Source organism: Shinella sp. NM-101, assembly GCF_021401195.1.
In the GTDB taxonomy this organism is placed as follows: Bacteria; Pseudomonadota; Alphaproteobacteria; order Rhizobiales; family Rhizobiaceae; genus Shinella.
The window spans coordinates 1-15,993 of sequence record NZ_JACBFT010000009.1 but is presented as its reverse complement, the minus strand read 5'-3'; the positions used below and the strand labels follow the sequence as shown (position 1 = coordinate 15,993).

General features: G+C 65.5%; 16 protein-coding genes and 1 tRNA gene. 10 read left to right on the top strand and 7 right to left on the bottom strand.

Going from position 1 to position 15,993, the window contains the following annotated elements; genetic code table 11:
* Positions 1–7: 7 nt before the first annotated feature.
* Complete coding sequence (locus L0976_RS17120) at positions 8–475, bottom strand: outer membrane protein assembly factor BamE (protein WP_203318571.1); 468 nt, start codon at positions 473–475, stop codon at positions 8–10.
* A gap of 152 nt (positions 476–627) precedes the next feature.
* On the opposite strand from L0976_RS17120, the gene L0976_RS17115 reads away from it, so the two are divergent.
* The 8 genes from L0976_RS17115 (at position 628) to L0976_RS17080 (ending at position 5,846) form a co-directional block, all read left to right on the top strand.
* Positions 628–1,203 (top strand): ubiquinol-cytochrome C chaperone family protein, encoded by a 576-nt coding sequence (locus L0976_RS17115; RefSeq protein ID WP_234188702.1) that lies wholly within the window; start codon positions 628–630, stop codon positions 1,201–1,203.
* Positions 1,200–1,754 carry a DUF177 domain-containing protein gene (locus tag L0976_RS17110; protein ID WP_203318573.1) on the top strand — a complete coding sequence of 185 codons (555 nt, stop codon included), beginning with the start codon at positions 1,200–1,202 and terminating at the stop codon, positions 1,752–1,754. The genes L0976_RS17115 and L0976_RS17110 overlap by 4 nt, the downstream gene beginning before the upstream one ends.
* A gap of 143 nt (positions 1,755–1,897) precedes the next feature.
* Positions 1,898–2,953: a phosphate acyltransferase PlsX gene (gene plsX / locus L0976_RS17105; RefSeq protein ID WP_203318574.1), complete on the top strand. Its 1,056-nt coding sequence runs from the start codon at positions 1,898–1,900 to the stop codon at positions 2,951–2,953.
* A 1-nt stretch (position 2,954) separates the two neighbouring features.
* A complete protein-coding gene (locus L0976_RS17100; RefSeq protein ID WP_203318575.1) occupies positions 2,955–3,926 on the top strand; it encodes a beta-ketoacyl-ACP synthase III in 972 nt (323 codons plus the stop codon).
* A 99-nt stretch (positions 3,927–4,025) separates the two neighbouring features.
* Complete coding sequence (locus L0976_RS17095; RefSeq protein ID WP_203318576.1) at positions 4,026–4,364, top strand: integration host factor subunit alpha; 339 nt, start codon at positions 4,026–4,028, stop codon at positions 4,362–4,364.
* Between the two features lie 129 nt (positions 4,365–4,493).
* Positions 4,494–5,024 carry a MerR family transcriptional regulator gene (locus L0976_RS17090; RefSeq protein WP_203318577.1) on the top strand — a complete coding sequence of 177 codons (531 nt, stop codon included), beginning with the start codon at positions 4,494–4,496 and terminating at the stop codon, positions 5,022–5,024.
* 378 nt (positions 5,025–5,402) lie between these two features.
* Positions 5,403–5,479: transfer RNA gene (locus tag L0976_RS17085), tRNA-Pro, on the top strand.
* Positions 5,480–5,594: 115 nt separating this feature from the next.
* Entirely contained in the window at positions 5,595–5,846 is a 252-nt protein-coding gene (locus L0976_RS17080) for a GlsB/YeaQ/YmgE family stress response membrane protein (protein ID WP_203318578.1), read from the top strand.
* Positions 5,847–5,920: 74 nt separating this feature from the next.
* On the opposite strand, the gene L0976_RS17075 is transcribed toward L0976_RS17080, so the two are convergent.
* The 4 genes from L0976_RS17075 to L0976_RS17060 form a co-directional block, all read right to left on the bottom strand.
* On the bottom strand, positions 5,921–7,168 hold the full coding sequence (locus tag L0976_RS17075; RefSeq protein ID WP_234188460.1) for an O-antigen ligase: 1,248 nt from the start codon (positions 7,166–7,168) through the stop codon (positions 5,921–5,923).
* Positions 7,165–8,706 carry an undecaprenyl-phosphate glucose phosphotransferase gene (locus L0976_RS17070; protein WP_203318579.1) on the bottom strand — a complete coding sequence of 514 codons (1,542 nt, stop codon included), beginning with the start codon at positions 8,704–8,706 and terminating at the stop codon, positions 7,165–7,167. The genes L0976_RS17075 and L0976_RS17070 overlap by 4 nt, the downstream gene beginning before the upstream one ends.
* 62 nt (positions 8,707–8,768) lie before the next feature.
* A complete protein-coding gene (locus tag L0976_RS17065) occupies positions 8,769–9,950 on the bottom strand; it encodes a glycosyltransferase family 4 protein (protein ID WP_203318580.1) in 1,182 nt (393 codons plus the stop codon).
* A 5-nt stretch (positions 9,951–9,955) separates the two neighbouring features.
* Entirely contained in the window at positions 9,956–10,504 is a 549-nt protein-coding gene (locus L0976_RS17060) for a polysaccharide biosynthesis/export family protein (protein WP_370643709.1), read from the bottom strand.
* Positions 10,505–10,743: 239 nt separating this feature from the next.
* On the opposite strand from L0976_RS17060, the gene L0976_RS17055 reads away from it, so the two are divergent.
* Positions 10,744–12,975 (top strand): GumC family protein, encoded by a 2,232-nt coding sequence (locus L0976_RS17055; protein WP_234188458.1) that lies wholly within the window; start codon positions 10,744–10,746, stop codon positions 12,973–12,975.
* Here the strand turns inward: L0976_RS17055 and L0976_RS17050 are convergent.
* Together L0976_RS17050 and L0976_RS17045 are read right to left on the bottom strand one after the other, a co-directional pair.
* Positions 12,972–14,201 carry a GNAT family N-acetyltransferase gene (locus L0976_RS17050; protein ID WP_234188457.1) on the bottom strand — a complete coding sequence of 410 codons (1,230 nt, stop codon included), beginning with the start codon at positions 14,199–14,201 and terminating at the stop codon, positions 12,972–12,974. The two genes, L0976_RS17055 and L0976_RS17050, sit on opposite strands and share 4 nt — an antisense overlap.
* A 167-nt stretch (positions 14,202–14,368) precedes the next feature.
* Complete coding sequence (locus L0976_RS17045) at positions 14,369–14,587, bottom strand: DUF2842 domain-containing protein (protein WP_203318584.1); 219 nt, start codon at positions 14,585–14,587, stop codon at positions 14,369–14,371.
* Positions 14,588–14,785: 198 nt separating this feature from the next.
* On the opposite strand from L0976_RS17045, the gene L0976_RS17040 reads away from it, so the two are divergent.
* The gene (locus L0976_RS17040) at positions 14,786–15,859 is read left to right on the top strand and encodes a COX15/CtaA family protein (RefSeq protein WP_234188456.1); all 1,074 of its coding nucleotides are present in this window, start codon (positions 14,786–14,788) and stop codon (positions 15,857–15,859) included.
* Positions 15,860–15,993: the final 134 nt, after the last annotated feature.

Here is a 15,993-nt window from a genome sequence, read left to right as displayed (position 1 = left end):
CGAACCGTCAGTTGTTGCTCATCAGGTTCTTCATGAGGTTGCCGGGGCTCGCGCCGCCGCGCAGCAACTGGCCGAGGAAGGTCGTTTCGGCGCCGCCCGTCGGCGTGACGCGGGCGATCATGTCGAAGACCTTGCCGTCCTGCAGCGTGTAGTGGGCGAGGCGCTCGACATTGCCGTCCTTGTCGAAATAGACGGCAAGGACGCTCTGCTCGACGACCTTCGGCTTCATGAAGGCGGCCGCGCGCTTGCGCTTCTGCGAGATGTAGTAGAAGACCTCGTTGTCGAAGGTCGCGGTCGAGGACGGCGTGCCGAGCGACAGCAGGACCTGCTCGCGCGACGAGCCGACCGGCGCCAGGGCCAGCGTCTCCTGGTCGACGACGTAACCCTGATAGAGAACCTCGCTGGGGCCCTGGCAGGCCGCGAGCACGGAAGCGGAGAGGGTGACGGCAACGGCGGCGTTACGCAACAGCTTCATATTCGCAGAATCTCTCTTCACAACATCCCCGGGACTATGATGGCCGCGCAGCCATTGCAATTCATGCCTGCTTCGGTAAACCAGCTTCGACCGTCATGCAACATGACTTGCGACGGCACCATGGTTTGAATCAGGCAAAACTGGGCTTTATGATGATTTTCGGCCTGTTCGGCAAAAAAAACGGCAACCGGCGCATCGTCGAAAAGCAGTACGCGACCCTGACGAAGGCCGCGCGCCATCCCTATCTCTATGAGAGCCTTGGTGTTCCCGATAACGTCATGGGCCGCTTCGAGATGCTCTCGGCGGTGCTGATCCTCTACTTCCGGCGCACGCGCGCAAGCGCCACGTCGGGCCAGGAGATCGCCCAGGAGATCGTCGACGCCTTCTTCGAGGATGTCGACCACTCGATTCGCGAGCTCGGCGTCGGCGATGTCGGCGTGCCCAAGCGCATGAAGAAATTCGCCGGCATGTTCTACGGCCGGCTGGAATCCTATGCCGCCGCGCTCGATGCCGGCGACCGCGCCGCGCTTGCCGAAGCGCTCCGCCGCAACATCCATCCGGCGGCGGGCCTTGAGACCCCCTCGATGGAGGGGCTGGCCTTCTATCTCTTTGCCGCCGAGAAGGCGATGGGGGAGGCCGGTGAAGATGTGATCCGGGCCGGCATGCTCGACGTGATCGAGCCCGGCACCGAAGAAGACGCCGCCTGGGCGGCGAGGGACGTGCGATGAGAAAAGACGACGACACGCCATTTTCCTATCCGGTCAAGGTGGGCCATATCTCGGCCAATCCGGTCGAGGTGACGATCAGCGCCGACCCCGGCGAGCGGGCGGGACTTGCCGCGCTGTGGTCGGTGCTGGAGGTGAAGGCGCTCTCGGCGACCTTCCAGATCCTGCGCTGGAAGCGAGACGGCGTGCGCCTCAAGGGGCGGGTGACGGCGGACATCGTGCAGGCCTGCGTGGTGACGCTCGATCCGGTCGAGTCCCATATCGACGAGCCGGTCGAGGTCGTCTTCGTGCCGGAAGGCTCCAAGCTGGCACGGCTTCCGGTCTCCACCGAAACCGGCGAGATGCTGCTCGATCCCGATGGCCCCGATGCGCCGGAGGTTTTCACCGGCGACACCATCGATGCCGGCGTGGTGGCCGCCGAACATGTGGCGCTCGCCATCGATCCCTATCCGCGCAAGGCCGACGTCGACTTCTCCGGCCACATCGAAAGCACCGACCAGGACGATCGCAAACCCTCGCCCTTCGCCGTTCTGAAGGACTGGAAAAAAGACTGAACGGCTTATTGAGCGTCCGATAATTCAGTTGTGCCCCCGGCGAAAAGCGGTATTTTGGCCGAATTCCGCCGCGGAGGCCCCTTCGCCCGTGGAAACAAGAATCAAGGCCAGCAACCAAGGCCAGGAACTAAGGCAAGACTCGCGTGGTCAGAATTTCCGTCGATGTCATGGGTGGCGATTTCGGTCCGAAGGTCGCCATTCCCGGCGTAGCCAAGGCTCTCGATCGTCATCCCGAAATCCGCTTCGTCCTCTATGGCAATGCCGCCGAATGCGATCCGCTGCTGGCGCAATATCCCAAACTGAAGGCTGCCAGCACCTTCCACCATTGCGACGTCTCCGTCGCCATGGACGAGAAGCCGAGCCAGGCGCTGCGCCGCGGCCGCGGCAAGTCCTCCATGTGGCAGGCGATCGACGCGGTGGCCAAGGGCGAGGCCGATGTCGCGGTTTCCGCCGGCAATACCGGCGCGCTGATGGCCATGTCGAAGTTCTGCCTGCGCATGATGTCCAATATCGAGCGCCCCGCCATCGCCGGCATCTGGCCGACGCTGAAAGGCGAGAGCATCGTGCTCGACATCGGCGCGACGATCGGCGCGGATGCCGGTCAGCTCTTCGACTTCGCGCTGATGGGCGGCGCCATGGCGCGCGCCCTCTTCGAGATCGACAGGCCGACGGTGGGCCTGCTCAATGTCGGCGTCGAGGAGATCAAGGGCCAGGAGGAGGTCAAGGCCGCCGGCCAGCTCATCCGCGAGGCCAATTTCGACACGATTGAATATTACGGCTTCGTGGAAGGCGACGATATCGGTCGCGGCACGGTGGACGTGGTGGTCACGGAAGGTTTTGCCGGCAATATCGCCCTGAAGGCGGCGGAAGGTACGGCGCGCCAGATCGCCGAGTACCTGCGCGCCGCCATGTCGCGCACATGGCTCGCCAAGCTCGGCTATATCCTCGCCAAGAGCGCCTTCGACCGCGTGCGCGAGAAGATGGACCCGCGCAAGGTCAATGGCGGCGTGTTCCTCGGCCTCAACGGCATCGTCATCAAGAGCCATGGCGGCACGGATGCCGAGGGCTTCGCCGCGGCGGTGGATGTCGGCTACGACATGGTCCGCAACGGCCTCAGGGACAAGATCGAAAGAGATTTGCAGAAGTATCACGCAGGCCGGCCTGTCGAGGGCGTCCAGAGCGTGGGCGACGAGGTATAGAATGATTCGTTCAGTGGTCCGGGGCTTCGGGACGGCGCTTCCCAAACGGGTGCTCACCAATGCCGAGCTGGAAAGCATGGTCGACACGTCCGACGATTGGATCGTGCAGCGCACCGGCATCCGCCAGCGCTACATCGCCGGCGAGGGCGAGACGACCGCCTCGCTCGGCGAGGGGGCTGCCCGTGCCGCGCTGGAAAATGCGGGCCTCACCGCCGCCGACATCGACGTCATCATCGTCGCGACCTCGACGCCCGACAACACCTTCCCGGCCACCGCCGTGAACATCCAGAACCGCCTCGGCATGCATCACGGCTTCGCCTTCGACGTGCAGGCGGTCTGTTCGGGCTTCGTCTATGCGGTGACGACGGCGGATGCCTATATCCGCGGCGGCCTTGCAAGGCGCGTCCTCGTCATCGGCGCCGAGACCTTCTCGCGCATCCTCGACTGGACCGACCGAACGACCTGCGTGCTCTTCGGCGACGGTGCCGGCGCCATCGTGCTGGAGGCGCAGGACGGGGCAGGGACCAATGCGGACCGCGGCGTCCTGTCGGCGCAGCTTCGCTCCGACGGTGCCCATCGCGACAAGCTCTATGTCGACGGCGGCCCATCCACCACCGGCACGGTCGGCCATCTGCGCATGGAGGGCCGCGAGGTCTTCAAGCACGCGGTCGGCATGATCACCGACGTGATCGTCTCGGCCTTCGACGCCACCGGCTTCACGGCCGACGACGTCGACTGGCTGGTGCCGCACCAGGCCAACAAGCGCATCATCGACGGCTCGGCCAGGAAGCTCGGCATCCCGCTGGAAAAGGTCGTCGTGACAGTGGATCTGCACGGCAACACCTCGGCGGCCTCGATCCCGCTGGCGCTCGCCGCGGCGGCCAGCGACGGACGCATCAAGCAGGGTGACCTCGTGCTTCTGGAGGCCATGGGCGGCGGTTTCACCTGGGGCGCGGTGCTGCTGCGCTGGTAACGGAGCGCCGGACTGCGGGGCCGCTTGACCCGAGGGGGCAAGGACAATACTCTTCCGCGACTTAACCATGCGCTTTCAATAGGAAATCGGTGAGGAACGATGAGCGGCAAGACGGTGACACGCGCAGATTTGGCCGAATCGGTTTTCCGGAAGGTCGGGCTTTCCCGAACCGAATCCGCGGAGCTCGTCGAAACCGTGATCGACGAGATCTGCAACGCCATCGTGCGGGGAGAGAGCGTGAAGCTCTCCTCCTTCGCGACCTTCCAGGTGCGCGACAAGAACGAGCGCATCGGCCGCAACCCGAAGACCGGGGAGGAAGTGCCGATCTCGCCGCGCCGCGTGATGACCTTCAAGGCCTCGAACGTGCTCAAGCAGCGGGTGCTGAAGGCGCATCTCGCGCGCAAGGCGAAGCTGAAGCCGGCTTCGCCCGCATCCTGACCGGTTTTACCGCTTATTGTCGGACACCAGCGATTTGAAACTTGAATATCGCCCGGCAACCCGCTGAAATGAATACGATTCGGCTGCACAGGCATCGTGCTGCTGCCGTGAGCTTTCATCGAGGGTAGAATGGACAAGAGTCCGGACGCTTTCCGCACCATCAGCGAGGTCGCCGACGACCTCGACCTGCCCCAGCATGTGCTGCGTTTCTGGGAAACGCGCTTCACCCAGATCAAGCCGATGAAGCGCGGCGGCGGCCGGCGCTACTATCGCCCCGAGGACGTCGATCTCCTCAAGGGCATCCGCCATCTGCTCTACGACCACGGCTATACGATCAAGGGCGTGCAGAAGCTGCTCAAGGTCAACGGCAACAAGTTCGTCGCCGCCATTGCCAGCGGCGATCTTGCGACCGTCGAGGCGCTGGCGGCCGCCAGCCACGAGGAGCCGCCCCCGCCGAAGGCAGGCAGCGACGAGGACCAGATCGTCGGCCGCGCCAAGGCGCCCGCCAGCCGCCGCTTCTTCTCCTTCGGCGGCGGCGGCGACGAGCCGCCGGAAATCTCCATCGGCAAGACGAGCGTCGGCAAGGAAGACCGCGCCCTCCTGCAGGAGGCGCTCTACGATCTCCTGGAATGCAAGCGCCTGCTCGACCAGGTTCGCTGATCCGAAAAGAAAAAGCCCCGCACTGTGGCGGGGCAAAACAGGCGTCACGCTTGGCTCCGTGACGCGGGGGAGTGCTCGCAAATGACAAGCGAGCCATGACACTCTACGACTTTCGTCTAATGCCCGGGAAGGTCTGATTCGGCGATTCCGGTACGGTTGCCAAAAGAATTCGGCCGCGGGGGCGAAAGCGCGGCGGTTCGGGCAGTCCGGGAGTGAAGCGCCCCGGCCTTGGCTGGCGGGACAGGCCCGCAGCCTCCGCTTGCGATGCAAACGCTCCTCGCCGGCGAGGCCCGCGAGACGAAAATGTCCCGATTTGTCGTCCACGCCGTTTTTTGGGCTTGCGTCCAAATCCCCGAGAATATAGAGGTTTGCGCGGTCCGGAATGTAGCGCAGCCCGGTAGCGCACTTGACTGGGGGTCAAGGGGTCGTGGGTTCGAATCCCGCCATTCCGACCAATCTCTCCCTCCTCGCTGACAGCAGCACATCTTCCCGTGGAACTTTACGTTTCCTTGCGCGTTAGTGTGCGCCGGCTGCTGCGCCGGCGTTATCTGGAGCTTGAGGAGATTTCGCATGGAAGACGCAGGTATCGGCTGGATCGCGGCCATCATCATCGGCGGTGTCGCCGGCTGGCTCGCCGAAATGTTCATGAAGAGCAACATGGGCATGCTGATGAACATCGTGCTCGGCATCGTCGGCGCGGCCGTCGCCAATATCCTCCTGGGCCTGATCGGCGTCTCGCTCGGTGGCTGGCTCGGCTATCTCGTCGCCGGCTTCATCGGCGCCTGCATCCTCATAGCGCTGGCGCGGGCGATCAGACGATAGAGCCGTCCCGGAGCTTTTTCCAAAAGCCGTCTTTCCGCAAGGAGAGGCGGCTTTTCGCATGGCCGCTAAAGCGATCAGGCAAGGGTGGTGCCCGATGCGATCCGCCGGTTGTGGCGCCGTTCCAGCGCAAGGCATCCCCATACCACCCCGAGCAGCAGGTAGAAGTGACGCCAGTGATCGGTGTCGATGACGAAGCCGATCGCGCTGTGCCCGAGGAGGGTGATGAAGGCGATCATCAGGAAGGGTTGCCACGGACGGTCGCGCAGCAGAACCCTGAAGCCGGCCGAAAGCGTCCATGCCATGAGCGTCAGATAGGTGGCGAAACCCAGCCAGCCGTAAGTGGTCAGCGATTTCAGGTAGATGTTGTGCTCGTCCTCCGGAAACATCTTGCTGAACATCATCGGGCCGATGCCGAGCGGCTTTTCCATGGCCATCAGGAAGCCGATGCGGTGGCGCTCGAAGCGGCCGAGATGCCCGCCGTCATATTCCTGCACGAGCTGCGTTCGGCTGGAGAAGAGGTTCGCGACCTTGTCGAATTGCAGCGCGGCGACCAGCGCGAGGATCATCAGGCCCGCGGCCGAAAGGCTGAGGATGAGGATCTTCAGCCGGAAGGCGCCGGTGCGCTCCTTCAGCAGCATGACGAAGACCAGCGCCACCACGCCGAAGAGGTAGAGCCCCCAGGCCGCGCGGGAGAAGGAGAGGAAGAGGCCGAGCGCCAGGATCAGGACGCCGACCACCTTCAGCGGCGCGCCGAGGATGCGGCCGGAAAGCAGGCCGTGCATCAGGTAGAGCGACGGCGCGACGAGGAAGGGGCCGAAGACGTTGGGATCCTGGAAGGCGCCCTTGGCGCGGTCGTAGAGCGTGAAGGCCTCTGCGCCGGGAAAGGCGTGGAAATAACCGAGGATGCCGAGGATCGAGGTGATGAGCGCGCCCGCCACCCAGGCGCGGAAGATGAGCTCCAGCCGCGCCGGCCGCGCCTCCACGATGGCCGCGAAGAAGACGCTGGAAAGGGCGAGGAACAGCGAGACGGCCATGTACATCGGGCCGCTGGAAAGGTCGTCCATCACCGTCAGCGAGAGCATGCCGCCGACATTGAAGAGCACGAGCAGCACCAGGAGCGGCGCGATCCCGCGCGAGATGCGCAGGCCCACCACCGCCCAGAGGCCGATGAGGCCTGCCATGAACACCTCGTAGGGCGCCGGCTCGCTGATGACGAAGCCCGACAGGAAGACGCCCGTCGTCACCAGCATGGAGCCGACGATGCCGACAGCCGCGAGCTGCGGCCGGAAGGGCGTGGCGTGGGGGAGGGCCGCGTCGCTCAATAGGCGTTTTCCGTGTTGAGCAGGCGGATCGGCGTCAGGAACAGGATCTTCAGGTCCAGCCAGAGCGACCAGTTCTCGATATAGTAGAGGTCGAATTCCGTGCGGAAGCGGATCTTGTCGTCATGGTCGATCTCGCCGCGCCAGCCGTTGATCTGCGCCCAGCCGGTCACGCCGGGCTTGACGCGGTGGCGGGCGAAGTAGCCGTCGACGACATCGACATACTTGCGGTCGCGCGACTGCGCCTCGATGGCATGCGGGCGCGGGCCGACGAGCGAGAGCTCGCCCTTGAGCACGTTGAAGAGCTGCGGCAGTTCGTCGATGGAGGACTTGCGCAGGAAACGGCCGACGCGGGTGACGCGCGGGTCGCCCTTGGTGACGGCGGCGCGCGCGGTCGGATCCGACAGATGGGTGTACATCGAGCGGAACTTGTAGACCTCGATGATCTCGTTGTTGAAGCCGTGGCGCTTCTGCTTGAAGATGATCGGGCCGGGGGAGGAGAGCTTCACCGCGATCGCCGCGCCGATCAGCACCGGCCAGAGAAGGACGAGTGCGACGACGCTGAAGAAGATGTCGAAGATGCGCTTGGCGACATTATCCCAGTCGGCGATCGGCTTGTCGAAGATGTCGAGCATCGGCAGGCTGCCGACCTGGGAATAGCTGCGCGGACGGAAGCGCAGCCCCTTCGCATGGGCGGCAAGGCGAATGTCCACCGGCAACACCCACAGCTTCTTGAGCAGCGTCAGGATGCGCGTTTCTGCCGACAGCGGCAGCGAGATGATCAGCATGTCGATGCGCGCGAGGCGGGCGAACTCGACGAGCTCGGCGACATTGCCCAGCTTGGGATAGCCGGCGATGATCGAGGGCGAGCGGCGCTCGTCGCGGTCGTCGAAGATGCCGCAGATGCGGATGTCGTTCTCCGGCTGATGCTCCAGCGTGCGGATGAGTTCCTTGGCCGGCTCGCCGCCGCCGACGATGACGGCGCGCCGCTCCATCGTGCCGTTGCGGGCCCAGCGGCGGATCGAATAGGCGATGACCTGCCGCTCGACGACGAGATAGACGGCACCCGCCGCGAACCAGGCGGCGAACCAGAAGCGCGAATAGTGGTCGCCCGACTTGAAGAAGAAGAGGACGAGCGACATTGCCGCGAAGGCGATGGCCCAGGCGGCGAGGATGCGCGGCGTCATGCGCAGCGGCGAGCGCAGCGCCGGCACCTGGTAGGCATCGGCAAGCTGGATCAGCAGCACGCCGATGGCCGCCCCGCCGACGAGCACGCTCACATAGAGCGCGGTCATGCCCATGCCGACATAGAGCGCATGGATGCAGTAACCGATCGCCACCAGCGCTGCGAACTCCGACAGGCGCAGCAGGCCGGTGATCATGGCCGGCGAATAGCTGTCGTCGCGGAATTGCTGGGCGATCTGGCGGGCAAGCGGATTGAGCTCGGCGGCCGTTTCATCGGCCCCGCCCGCCCGGCTTTCGGAGACCTTGCGCCTCAGAGCGTCCGGATCGAAGGATTCGGGCTTGTCGACATGGTTCATGGCACGCACCTATGGGCTTTACGCCGGAAATAGCACGAAGCCCCTAAGAAACGTTTACGGCCTCAGGCCGCCGCGACCTCTTCCGCAAGCCGCCGCCCGCCCGGCTGGCGGGCGAGGATGTCCCGATAGAGGGCAAGGAGCGAGCCGGACATGACGGAGGCCGAGAAGGTTCCCTTGAAGGCGGCGGGCTCGGGCATGACCTTGCGCAGCCAGGCGGGATCGCTGACGGACTGGGCCATGACGCCGGCGAGCGACTGCGCGTCGCCCGGTTCCGCGAGCGCGATGCTGTCGCGGCCGAGCACTTCGGGAATGCCGCCGACGCGGCTGGCTATGACGGCTTTTCGCGCGGCGAGCGCCTCGAGCACGATATAGGGCATCGCCTCGGCGCGGGACGGAACGACGACGTTGCGGGCGAGCGCGAAGGCCTCGCGCGCCTTCATCGACGGCAGCATGGCGATGCGGCGGCCGAGGCCGAGCTGGAGCATCATCTGCTCGTATTTCTCCTTGTCCGGCCCGTCGCCGACCATCAGCGCCGAAAGCGGGCGGCCGACGAGGCGCTCGGTCCGCGCGAAGGCGTCGACGAAGACGTCGGGTCCCTTGAGGTCGCGCAGCATGCCGATATAGAGGAAATCCACCGCGTCCTCGCGGGGATAGACGGTATCGAAGTCGCGGTCGTGGATGCCGTTGTAGATGCGTTCGGCCCGCACGCGCGGCCGGCCGACGCGGGCCGTATAGGCCTCCCGCTCGTAGTCGCAGACGAAGGCGATCGCATCGCCGAGCGGTTCGAGAAGCCGCTCGGCCGTCAGGATGGCCAGTCCCGCGGCGGTGCGGTTCGTATAGTGCAGGCTGCCGCCGTGCGGCGAATAGAGGCGGGCTACGCGATACCTGTTGACCCGCAGGGCTGAGCCGATGAGCCGGGCGATGGCGCCACCCTTGGCGCCGTGCCCGTGCAGCACATCCGGCCGCAAACCTTTTATTTCACGATAACTTTCCCTGAAGGCGCCGATGTCGCGCGGACTGATCGAACGGTTGATCGGCATGCGCACGAGGCCGAGCGGAAGGTAGGGACGGATCTCGTCGAACAGCGAATCCTCGAAGGACCCGCCCGTGAGGCTGTCGCAGATGATGCCGACCTCATGGCCGGCCCGTGCATGGAATTCGGCGAGATCCCGCACATGGCGGAAGATACCGCCGATGGGAGACCGGAAACAATGAATGATGCGCAAAGGCCCATCGTCCGCCATGATGCTCAGAACAGTCGTTCGCGGACATAGACGGTGTCGCCGGCCAGGATCGGGTCAGAGATGGAGACGCGTCCGGTGATGATCTTTCCGTTGATCTTGCGTGTCACGTCGACGTCGCGCTGGTTGGCGCGCGGCGAGAAGCCGCCGGCGACGGCGATGGCGTTCTGGATCGTCATGCCGGCGACATAGCTGTACTGCCCGGCCTGGCCGACCTCGCCCATGATGTAGATGGAGCGGTAGCGGTCGACCTCGATGGAGACGTCGGGATCGCGCAGATACCCCTGGCGCAGCTTTGCCGCGATGGCGCTCTCCAGTTGCTGGATCGTCTGGCCGCGCGCCGGCACGGCGCCGATGAGCGGGAAGGCGACATAGCCGGCCTGGTCGACGGTATAGGTATTGCTGAGGCCCGTCTGTTCGAAAACGGTAATGCGCAGGCGATCGCCGCTGTCCAGGCTGTAGGGCCGGATCGTCGCCTCGTGGAAGGCCTTGGGGGCGGGACGATAGCCGCTGCAGGCCGAAACGGCCGGCACGACGAGCGCCATTGCGAGCAGCATGCCCTTGTTGAAGGTTGCGAATCCCATTCGCGTTTCCAATCCCCAAATCAGAAGTCTCACCGTTGTTATCGATCCGTTAGGGTTAATGGCTGGTAAAGGCGAGGGCCTGCACGGAGGGTTCCCTGCCGATTTTTTCGCGAAAGGGGCGGGGGGAAAGGCGCCCGCGGCCGGCAGGGATTAACCCTTGCGTTACCATGTTTGTTTACCGTGCCGGAAAATCGTCGTGCTTGGAGTGGGATATGTCGGGCGTTCACGAAAGCCAGCAGGATGTCGATATAGACCTTGGCGGTCTGTTCGGCTCGATCTGGCGCAACCGCATGCGGGTGCTTCTGGCGACCGTCGCCTGCGCGGGCATCGCCTTTGCCGGTGCGAACCTGGTCACGCCGAGATACAAGGGCGAGGCGCGCCTGCTCATCGAAACGCGCGAACCGGCCTTCACGACCGGCCAGGACCGGGCGCAGGGCCGCGACCAGCCCGCCTTCGACGAGCTGGGCATCGCCAGCCAGGTCCAGCTCCTGCAGTCGGCCGACCTCATCAAGCAGGTCGCCCGCGACATGAAGCTCTACGAGCTGGAGGAATTCGACACTACGGCCAAGCCGTCTGCCGTTTCCGACCTGCTCGTGCTGCTCGGCCTGAAGAAGAACCCGCTCGACCTTCCGCCGGAAGAGCGCGTGCTGAAGGAGTTCGCGGGAAAGCTCGTCGTCTACCAGGTGGAGCGCTCGCGCGTCATCGGCATCGAGTTCACCTCGAAGGACCCGCGCCTAGCGGCGGCAATCCCGAACGAGATGGCCAAGGTCTATCTCTCGCTCCAGAGCGGGGCCAAGCTCGACGCCAATTCCGAGGCGACGCGTTGGCTGGAGCCGGAAATCGCCAACCTGCGCGAGAAGGTGCGCGAGGCCGAGCAGAAGGTCGCCGAATACCGTTCGCAATCCGACCTCCCGCCGACCGGCGACAGCGCGACCTTCGCGATGCGGCAGCTCAACGACATCTCGACGGAAGTCGCCCGCGTGCGCGGCGAGCGGGCGAGCGCGGAGGCGCGTGCCGAAAGCGTGCGTGCCGTGCTGAAGAACGGCGGGGCGCCGGATACGCTCTCCGAGGTCGTCGGCTCGCAGATGATCCAGCGCCTGAAGGAGAGCGAGGCGCAGATCCAGGGCCAGATCTCCGACCTTTCAACCTCGCTCCTCGAAGGCCATCCGCGGCTGAAGGGGCTGCGCTCGCAGCTTGCCGGCATCCGGACGCAGATCAAGGCGGAAACGCAGAAGATCCTTTCGAGCCTCGAAAACGAGGCGAAGACGGCGCGGCTGCGCGAAAGCCAGCTCATGCAGCAGCTCAACACGCTGAAAGCCGAGACCGCCCGCGCCGGCGAGGACGAGGTGGGCCTGAAAGCGCTGGAGCGCGAGGCGACCGCCCAGCGCCAGTTGCTCGAAACCTATCTGGCGCGCTACCGCGAGGCGACCTCGCGCACCGACAGCAGCTCGACGCCGGCCGATGCCCGCGTCATTTCCGCCGCCGTCGAGCCGACGGACGTCTCCTTCCCGAAGGTGGTTCCGATCACCGTCGTCGGCGGTGTCGTGGGCTTTGCGCTGAGCGCCATCGTCATCCTTCTGGCCGAGCTTTTCAGCGGGCGCGCCCTCAAGCCCGTCGGCGCCGCTGCCGCCATGCCCCGCCGCCGCGACGAGGATGTGGAGGAACTGGCGGAACCCGTGGCGCCGGAGAACGAGCCCTTCGCCGCGAAGGGTCCGGCGGCCCGCCCGGAATACGGCACCATCAGGGATATGGGCGCGCCGGCAAGGTCGCTGCTTTCGGACATCGGCCCCGAAGAGGAGGGCGAGGACGTCGAAACCTCACCCGACGGAGCCGCCGTCGCCGAGGACGACAACGATTTTTCGATTGCCGCCGTCGCCAGGCACCTGATCGAGAACAATATCTCCGTGGTGGTCTCCGTCTCGCCGTCCGGCGACCGGGGCTCGACTGCCACCGTCATGCTCGCCCGCCGCATAGCGGAGGAGCACCGCAAGACGCTGATCATCGACCTCACGGGCTCGGCCTGCCCGACGCGCCTGATGGCCCAGTCGGTCCACCTGCCTGGCATCACCGATCTTCTCGTCGGCGACGCGGCCTTCGGCGACATCATTCACGGCGACCGCCTGTCGGGCGCGCATATCATCCCGCGCGGCAATGCTAACATCAAGCGCGCCATGCGCGGCATCGACCGGCTGGCGATCGTGATCGACGCGCTGTCCGACGCCTATGACACCGTCATCGTCGAATGCGGCCCGGCGGAAGTGGAAGGCGTGCGGCGCCTGACGCGCGGGCAGGAAACCGACATCGTCCTGTCGATTCCCGGTGCCGGCGAGGACGAGATCGTCGACCTGATCGGCGCCTTCGGCGAGGCCGGCTACAACGAGATCGTGCTGATGACGGGCGAAGGCAGCGAGCCGCCCGGCCATCCGGGACGCCGGGCGGCCTAATCCGGCTCGCCGCCGGCGCTCGCTACCTCCGCCTTGCCGAAGCGAAGGCGCTGCACGAAGGAATAGACCTGCGGGTTCTGCTTGATGAGGCGCTTGGTGGCCGCCTTGGCGCGATGCATGGTCGCCGCGGCCCTCCCGGCGAGCGTCACCGGCCAGAAGAGGTCGTGCTGCGCCGTCTCGATCGGGCACCAGGAGCGCTTGTAGAGCTGGTCGCCGATGCCGAAATCGAAGAGGCGCACACCCTCCTCGCACAGTTTCTCGATGGCGATGTGGAACAGGTAGTCGCCGGGGCTGGCATCGGCCGCCACGCTGTCGTCGATCGAGCCGAACTGGCAGATCACGTGGTCGCCCTTGCGCGACAGGCCGGTGATCGCAGCGATATGCCCGTCATGCTCGCCCTTGAGACGCAGGGCATGGAGCTGGAGCAGGTAGTTTCCGTCCGCCGCGGGGGTCGAGACGAGCCGGCGGAAGAAGTCGCGCGTACGTTCGTCGCGAAAGACGTCCGGCAGGCCCATGGCCTCGAAGCGGGCGGCCTTCTGGTGAAAGAACAGATCGAGCAGGGCGCGCGCTTCCGCTCCCGCCTCGGCCACCACATGCTCATGCCCGCCCAACGCCGCCAGCCGGCGCTCGGAGCTGCGGGCACGCTTGCGGCGGCGCTTGGCGTTGATCTGTTCCAGCGTCCGCTCGAAGCTCTCGAACAGTTCGAGCTGGAAGGATGCGTTCTGGTTCAGGACGGAGGGAAGGCCGGCGAAGGGGCTTTCCCGGCCCCGCCAGTCGAGCGGCACCCGTTCGAAGAGCAGGATGTCGCAGGCGCCTGCGAGCGCCGCGCGTATGTCCCCAAGGGCCCGGTGGAACTCCTGCGAGGAAAGGGAGGAGGCGCGGAAGGCCTCTGTGTAGAGGCCGGTATTGATGTTGCTGAAATCGGTGGCGATGAAGCGCGCGGTGCGCAACGGTCCCTGGCGGACGACTTCGAACGGAAGGATGAACTGCGTGCGGTCGTCGCAAAGGCCCTCGACGACCAGCAGCGGACAGCCATGCGTTTCCACCCAGGCCCGGCACCAATCGTAGCTCTGGTGCAGGGACAGGCCGTTTTCCCTTTCGAGGGCGCGCCAGGTCGCCTCCAGCGGCTCCATGCGGTCGTGCAGGCGAAGGGCGAGGGGCAGGGGCAGCCCACGTGCCACCTCTTCCGCAAGCCCATGCCCGGACGCCTTGATCTGCAATTGCATCGCCTTCGACCCTTGCCTTGGCAAGCGGCTGCATCGCCGCGTTCTGACGATACGCGCAAGGTCTGCGGAAATGGTTTAAACCCGGCCGGCGCCGCCATGCATAGCGGCAAATCGGAGGACGCGGTTAGCGATTCGATAACGGACGGGCTGGGCAGGATGCGGCGCAGTTACTCGCCGCGCGGCTTGCCCGGTTTTTCCATCCACTTGATGATGAGCATGGCCGGCAGGATCCACAGGAGGCCGGTCAGCGCGAAATAGAGCAGATGAATATACCACGGCGACTGCCCGAGCGTGGCGGAGGCGACGGTCGTGGCGACCAGCGCATAGACGAGCACGAGGATGATGATCAGGATCGTGCCGATCAGTTTTCTGAGGCGAGGGGGCATTGACGGTCTTTCAAATCGTGGAACGGCGAGGCGCGACGGCATGCCGCAAAGGTTCGGGCCTTGTTTTGCACGGGCCGGTCGGGCAAATCAACGCTGGAACAATTCCAGCATGGGGCCTCGCGCGGTTTTGCGCCGGCAATCGCGTGGAAATGCCCGGGAGGCGGCTTGGCCGCCCTCCGGGAGACAGGAGCCGACAGAATGAATGCCACGACCACTGCCGCCTACCGCAGCGACGACATGGACAGGATCGACCGCAACCGCCGCCAGGTGCGCCGCTGGCTGGCCCTCGTGCTGTTCACGCTGTTCGTGCTGGTGCTCGTCGGCGGCGCGACGCGGCTCACCGGCTCGGGCCTTTCCATTACCGAATGGAAGCCGATCCACGGCGTCATTCCCCCGCTCACCGCCGCCGAATGGCAGGAGGAATTCGAGCTCTACAAGCGCATCCCGCAATATGAGCAGATCAACAAGGGCATGACCGTCGACGCGTTCAAGTCGATCTTCTGGTGGGAATGGGCGCACCGGCTGATCGCGCGCTCCATCGGCTTCATCTTCGCCGTGCCCCTCGTCTTTTTCTGGTTCACCGGGCGCATCGAGAAGCGGCTGCGCTGGCCGCTCGCCGGCCTTCTGGCGCTCGGCGGGTTCCAGGGTTTCATCGGCTGGTGGATGGTGTCCTCGGGCCTTGCCGAGCGCGTCTCGGTCAGCCAGTACCGGCTGGCGACGCACCTCACCATCGCCTGTCTCATCTTCGCGCTGACGATGTGGATCATGCGCGCGCTCTCGCCGCATAGCGAGGATGCGCCGCCGACCGCCGGCGCGCGCCGGATGGCCGGCATCATCGCCTGCATGGCGATCTTCCAGATCTATCTCGGCGCGCTCGTGGCCGGCCTCCATGCGGGCCTCACCTACAATACATGGCCCTTGATGGACGGCGCGCTGGTGCCGGGCGGCCTCTTCGTGCAGCAGCCGTGGTGGATCAACCTCTTCGAAAACCCGAAGACCGTGCAGTTCGTCCACCGCCTCGGCGCCTACCTGCTCTTCGCGCTCGCCCTGGTCCACCTCGTCTCGTCGCTGCGCGCCGCGCCGGAAACGACGCATGCGCGCCGCGCGCTGCTGCTGTTCGGCCTCGTCTGTCTGCAGGCGACGATCGGCATCCTCACGCTGGTCTGGCAGGTCCCGCTCGCCTGGGCGCTCGCCCACCAGGGCGGCGCGCTGATCGTGCTCGGCTTCGCCATCGCACACTGGCGCGGGTTCTACGGGGAGATGGAGCGGTAGGGGAGAGAGGACGGCCCCTCATCCCGCTGCCGCGACCTTTGTAACTTCCCTTGGCCCGCGTTTGGCGCTGTAGTGCGTGTCGCGGTGGCGGATGAGAGACCGCATGACCTTTGGGCTTGCAAGCCCGTGGGAGA

Bases quoted from the DNA above. Each gene is read 5' to 3' on its own strand.
- L0976_RS17040 (WP_234188456.1), top strand. From the start codon at position 14,786: ATGAATGCCACGACCACTGCCGCCTACCGCAGCGACGACATGGACAGG.
- L0976_RS17115 (WP_234188702.1), top strand. From the start codon at position 628: ATGATTTTCGGCCTGTTCGGCAAAAAAAACGGCAACCGGCGCATCGTC.
- L0976_RS17080 (WP_203318578.1), top strand. From the start codon at position 5,595: ATGGAAGACGCAGGTATCGGCTGGATCGCGGCCATCATCATCGGCGGT.
- L0976_RS17090 (WP_203318577.1), top strand. From the start codon at position 4,494: ATGGACAAGAGTCCGGACGCTTTCCGCACCATCAGCGAGGTCGCCGAC.
- L0976_RS17045 (WP_203318584.1), bottom strand. From the start codon at position 14,587: ATGCCCCCTCGCCTCAGAAAACTGATCGGCACGATCCTGATCATCATC.
- L0976_RS17095 (WP_203318576.1), top strand. From the start codon at position 4,026: ATGAGCGGCAAGACGGTGACACGCGCAGATTTGGCCGAATCGGTTTTC.
- L0976_RS17120 (WP_203318571.1), bottom strand. From the start codon at position 475: ATGAAGCTGTTGCGTAACGCCGCCGTTGCCGTCACCCTCTCCGCTTCC.
- L0976_RS17055 (WP_234188458.1), top strand. From the start codon at position 10,744: ATGTCGGGCGTTCACGAAAGCCAGCAGGATGTCGATATAGACCTTGGC.
- L0976_RS17060 (WP_370643709.1), bottom strand. From the start codon at position 10,504: ATGCTGCTCGCAATGGCGCTCGTCGTGCCGGCCGTTTCGGCCTGCAGC.
- L0976_RS17065 (WP_203318580.1), bottom strand. From the start codon at position 9,950: ATGGCGGACGATGGGCCTTTGCGCATCATTCATTGTTTCCGGTCTCCC.
- L0976_RS17070 (WP_203318579.1), bottom strand. From the start codon at position 8,706: ATGAACCATGTCGACAAGCCCGAATCCTTCGATCCGGACGCTCTGAGG.
- L0976_RS17100 (WP_203318575.1), top strand. From the start codon at position 2,955: ATGATTCGTTCAGTGGTCCGGGGCTTCGGGACGGCGCTTCCCAAACGG.
- L0976_RS17050 (WP_234188457.1), bottom strand. From the start codon at position 14,201: ATGCAATTGCAGATCAAGGCGTCCGGGCATGGGCTTGCGGAAGAGGTG.
- L0976_RS17110 (WP_203318573.1), top strand. From the start codon at position 1,200: ATGAGAAAAGACGACGACACGCCATTTTCCTATCCGGTCAAGGTGGGC.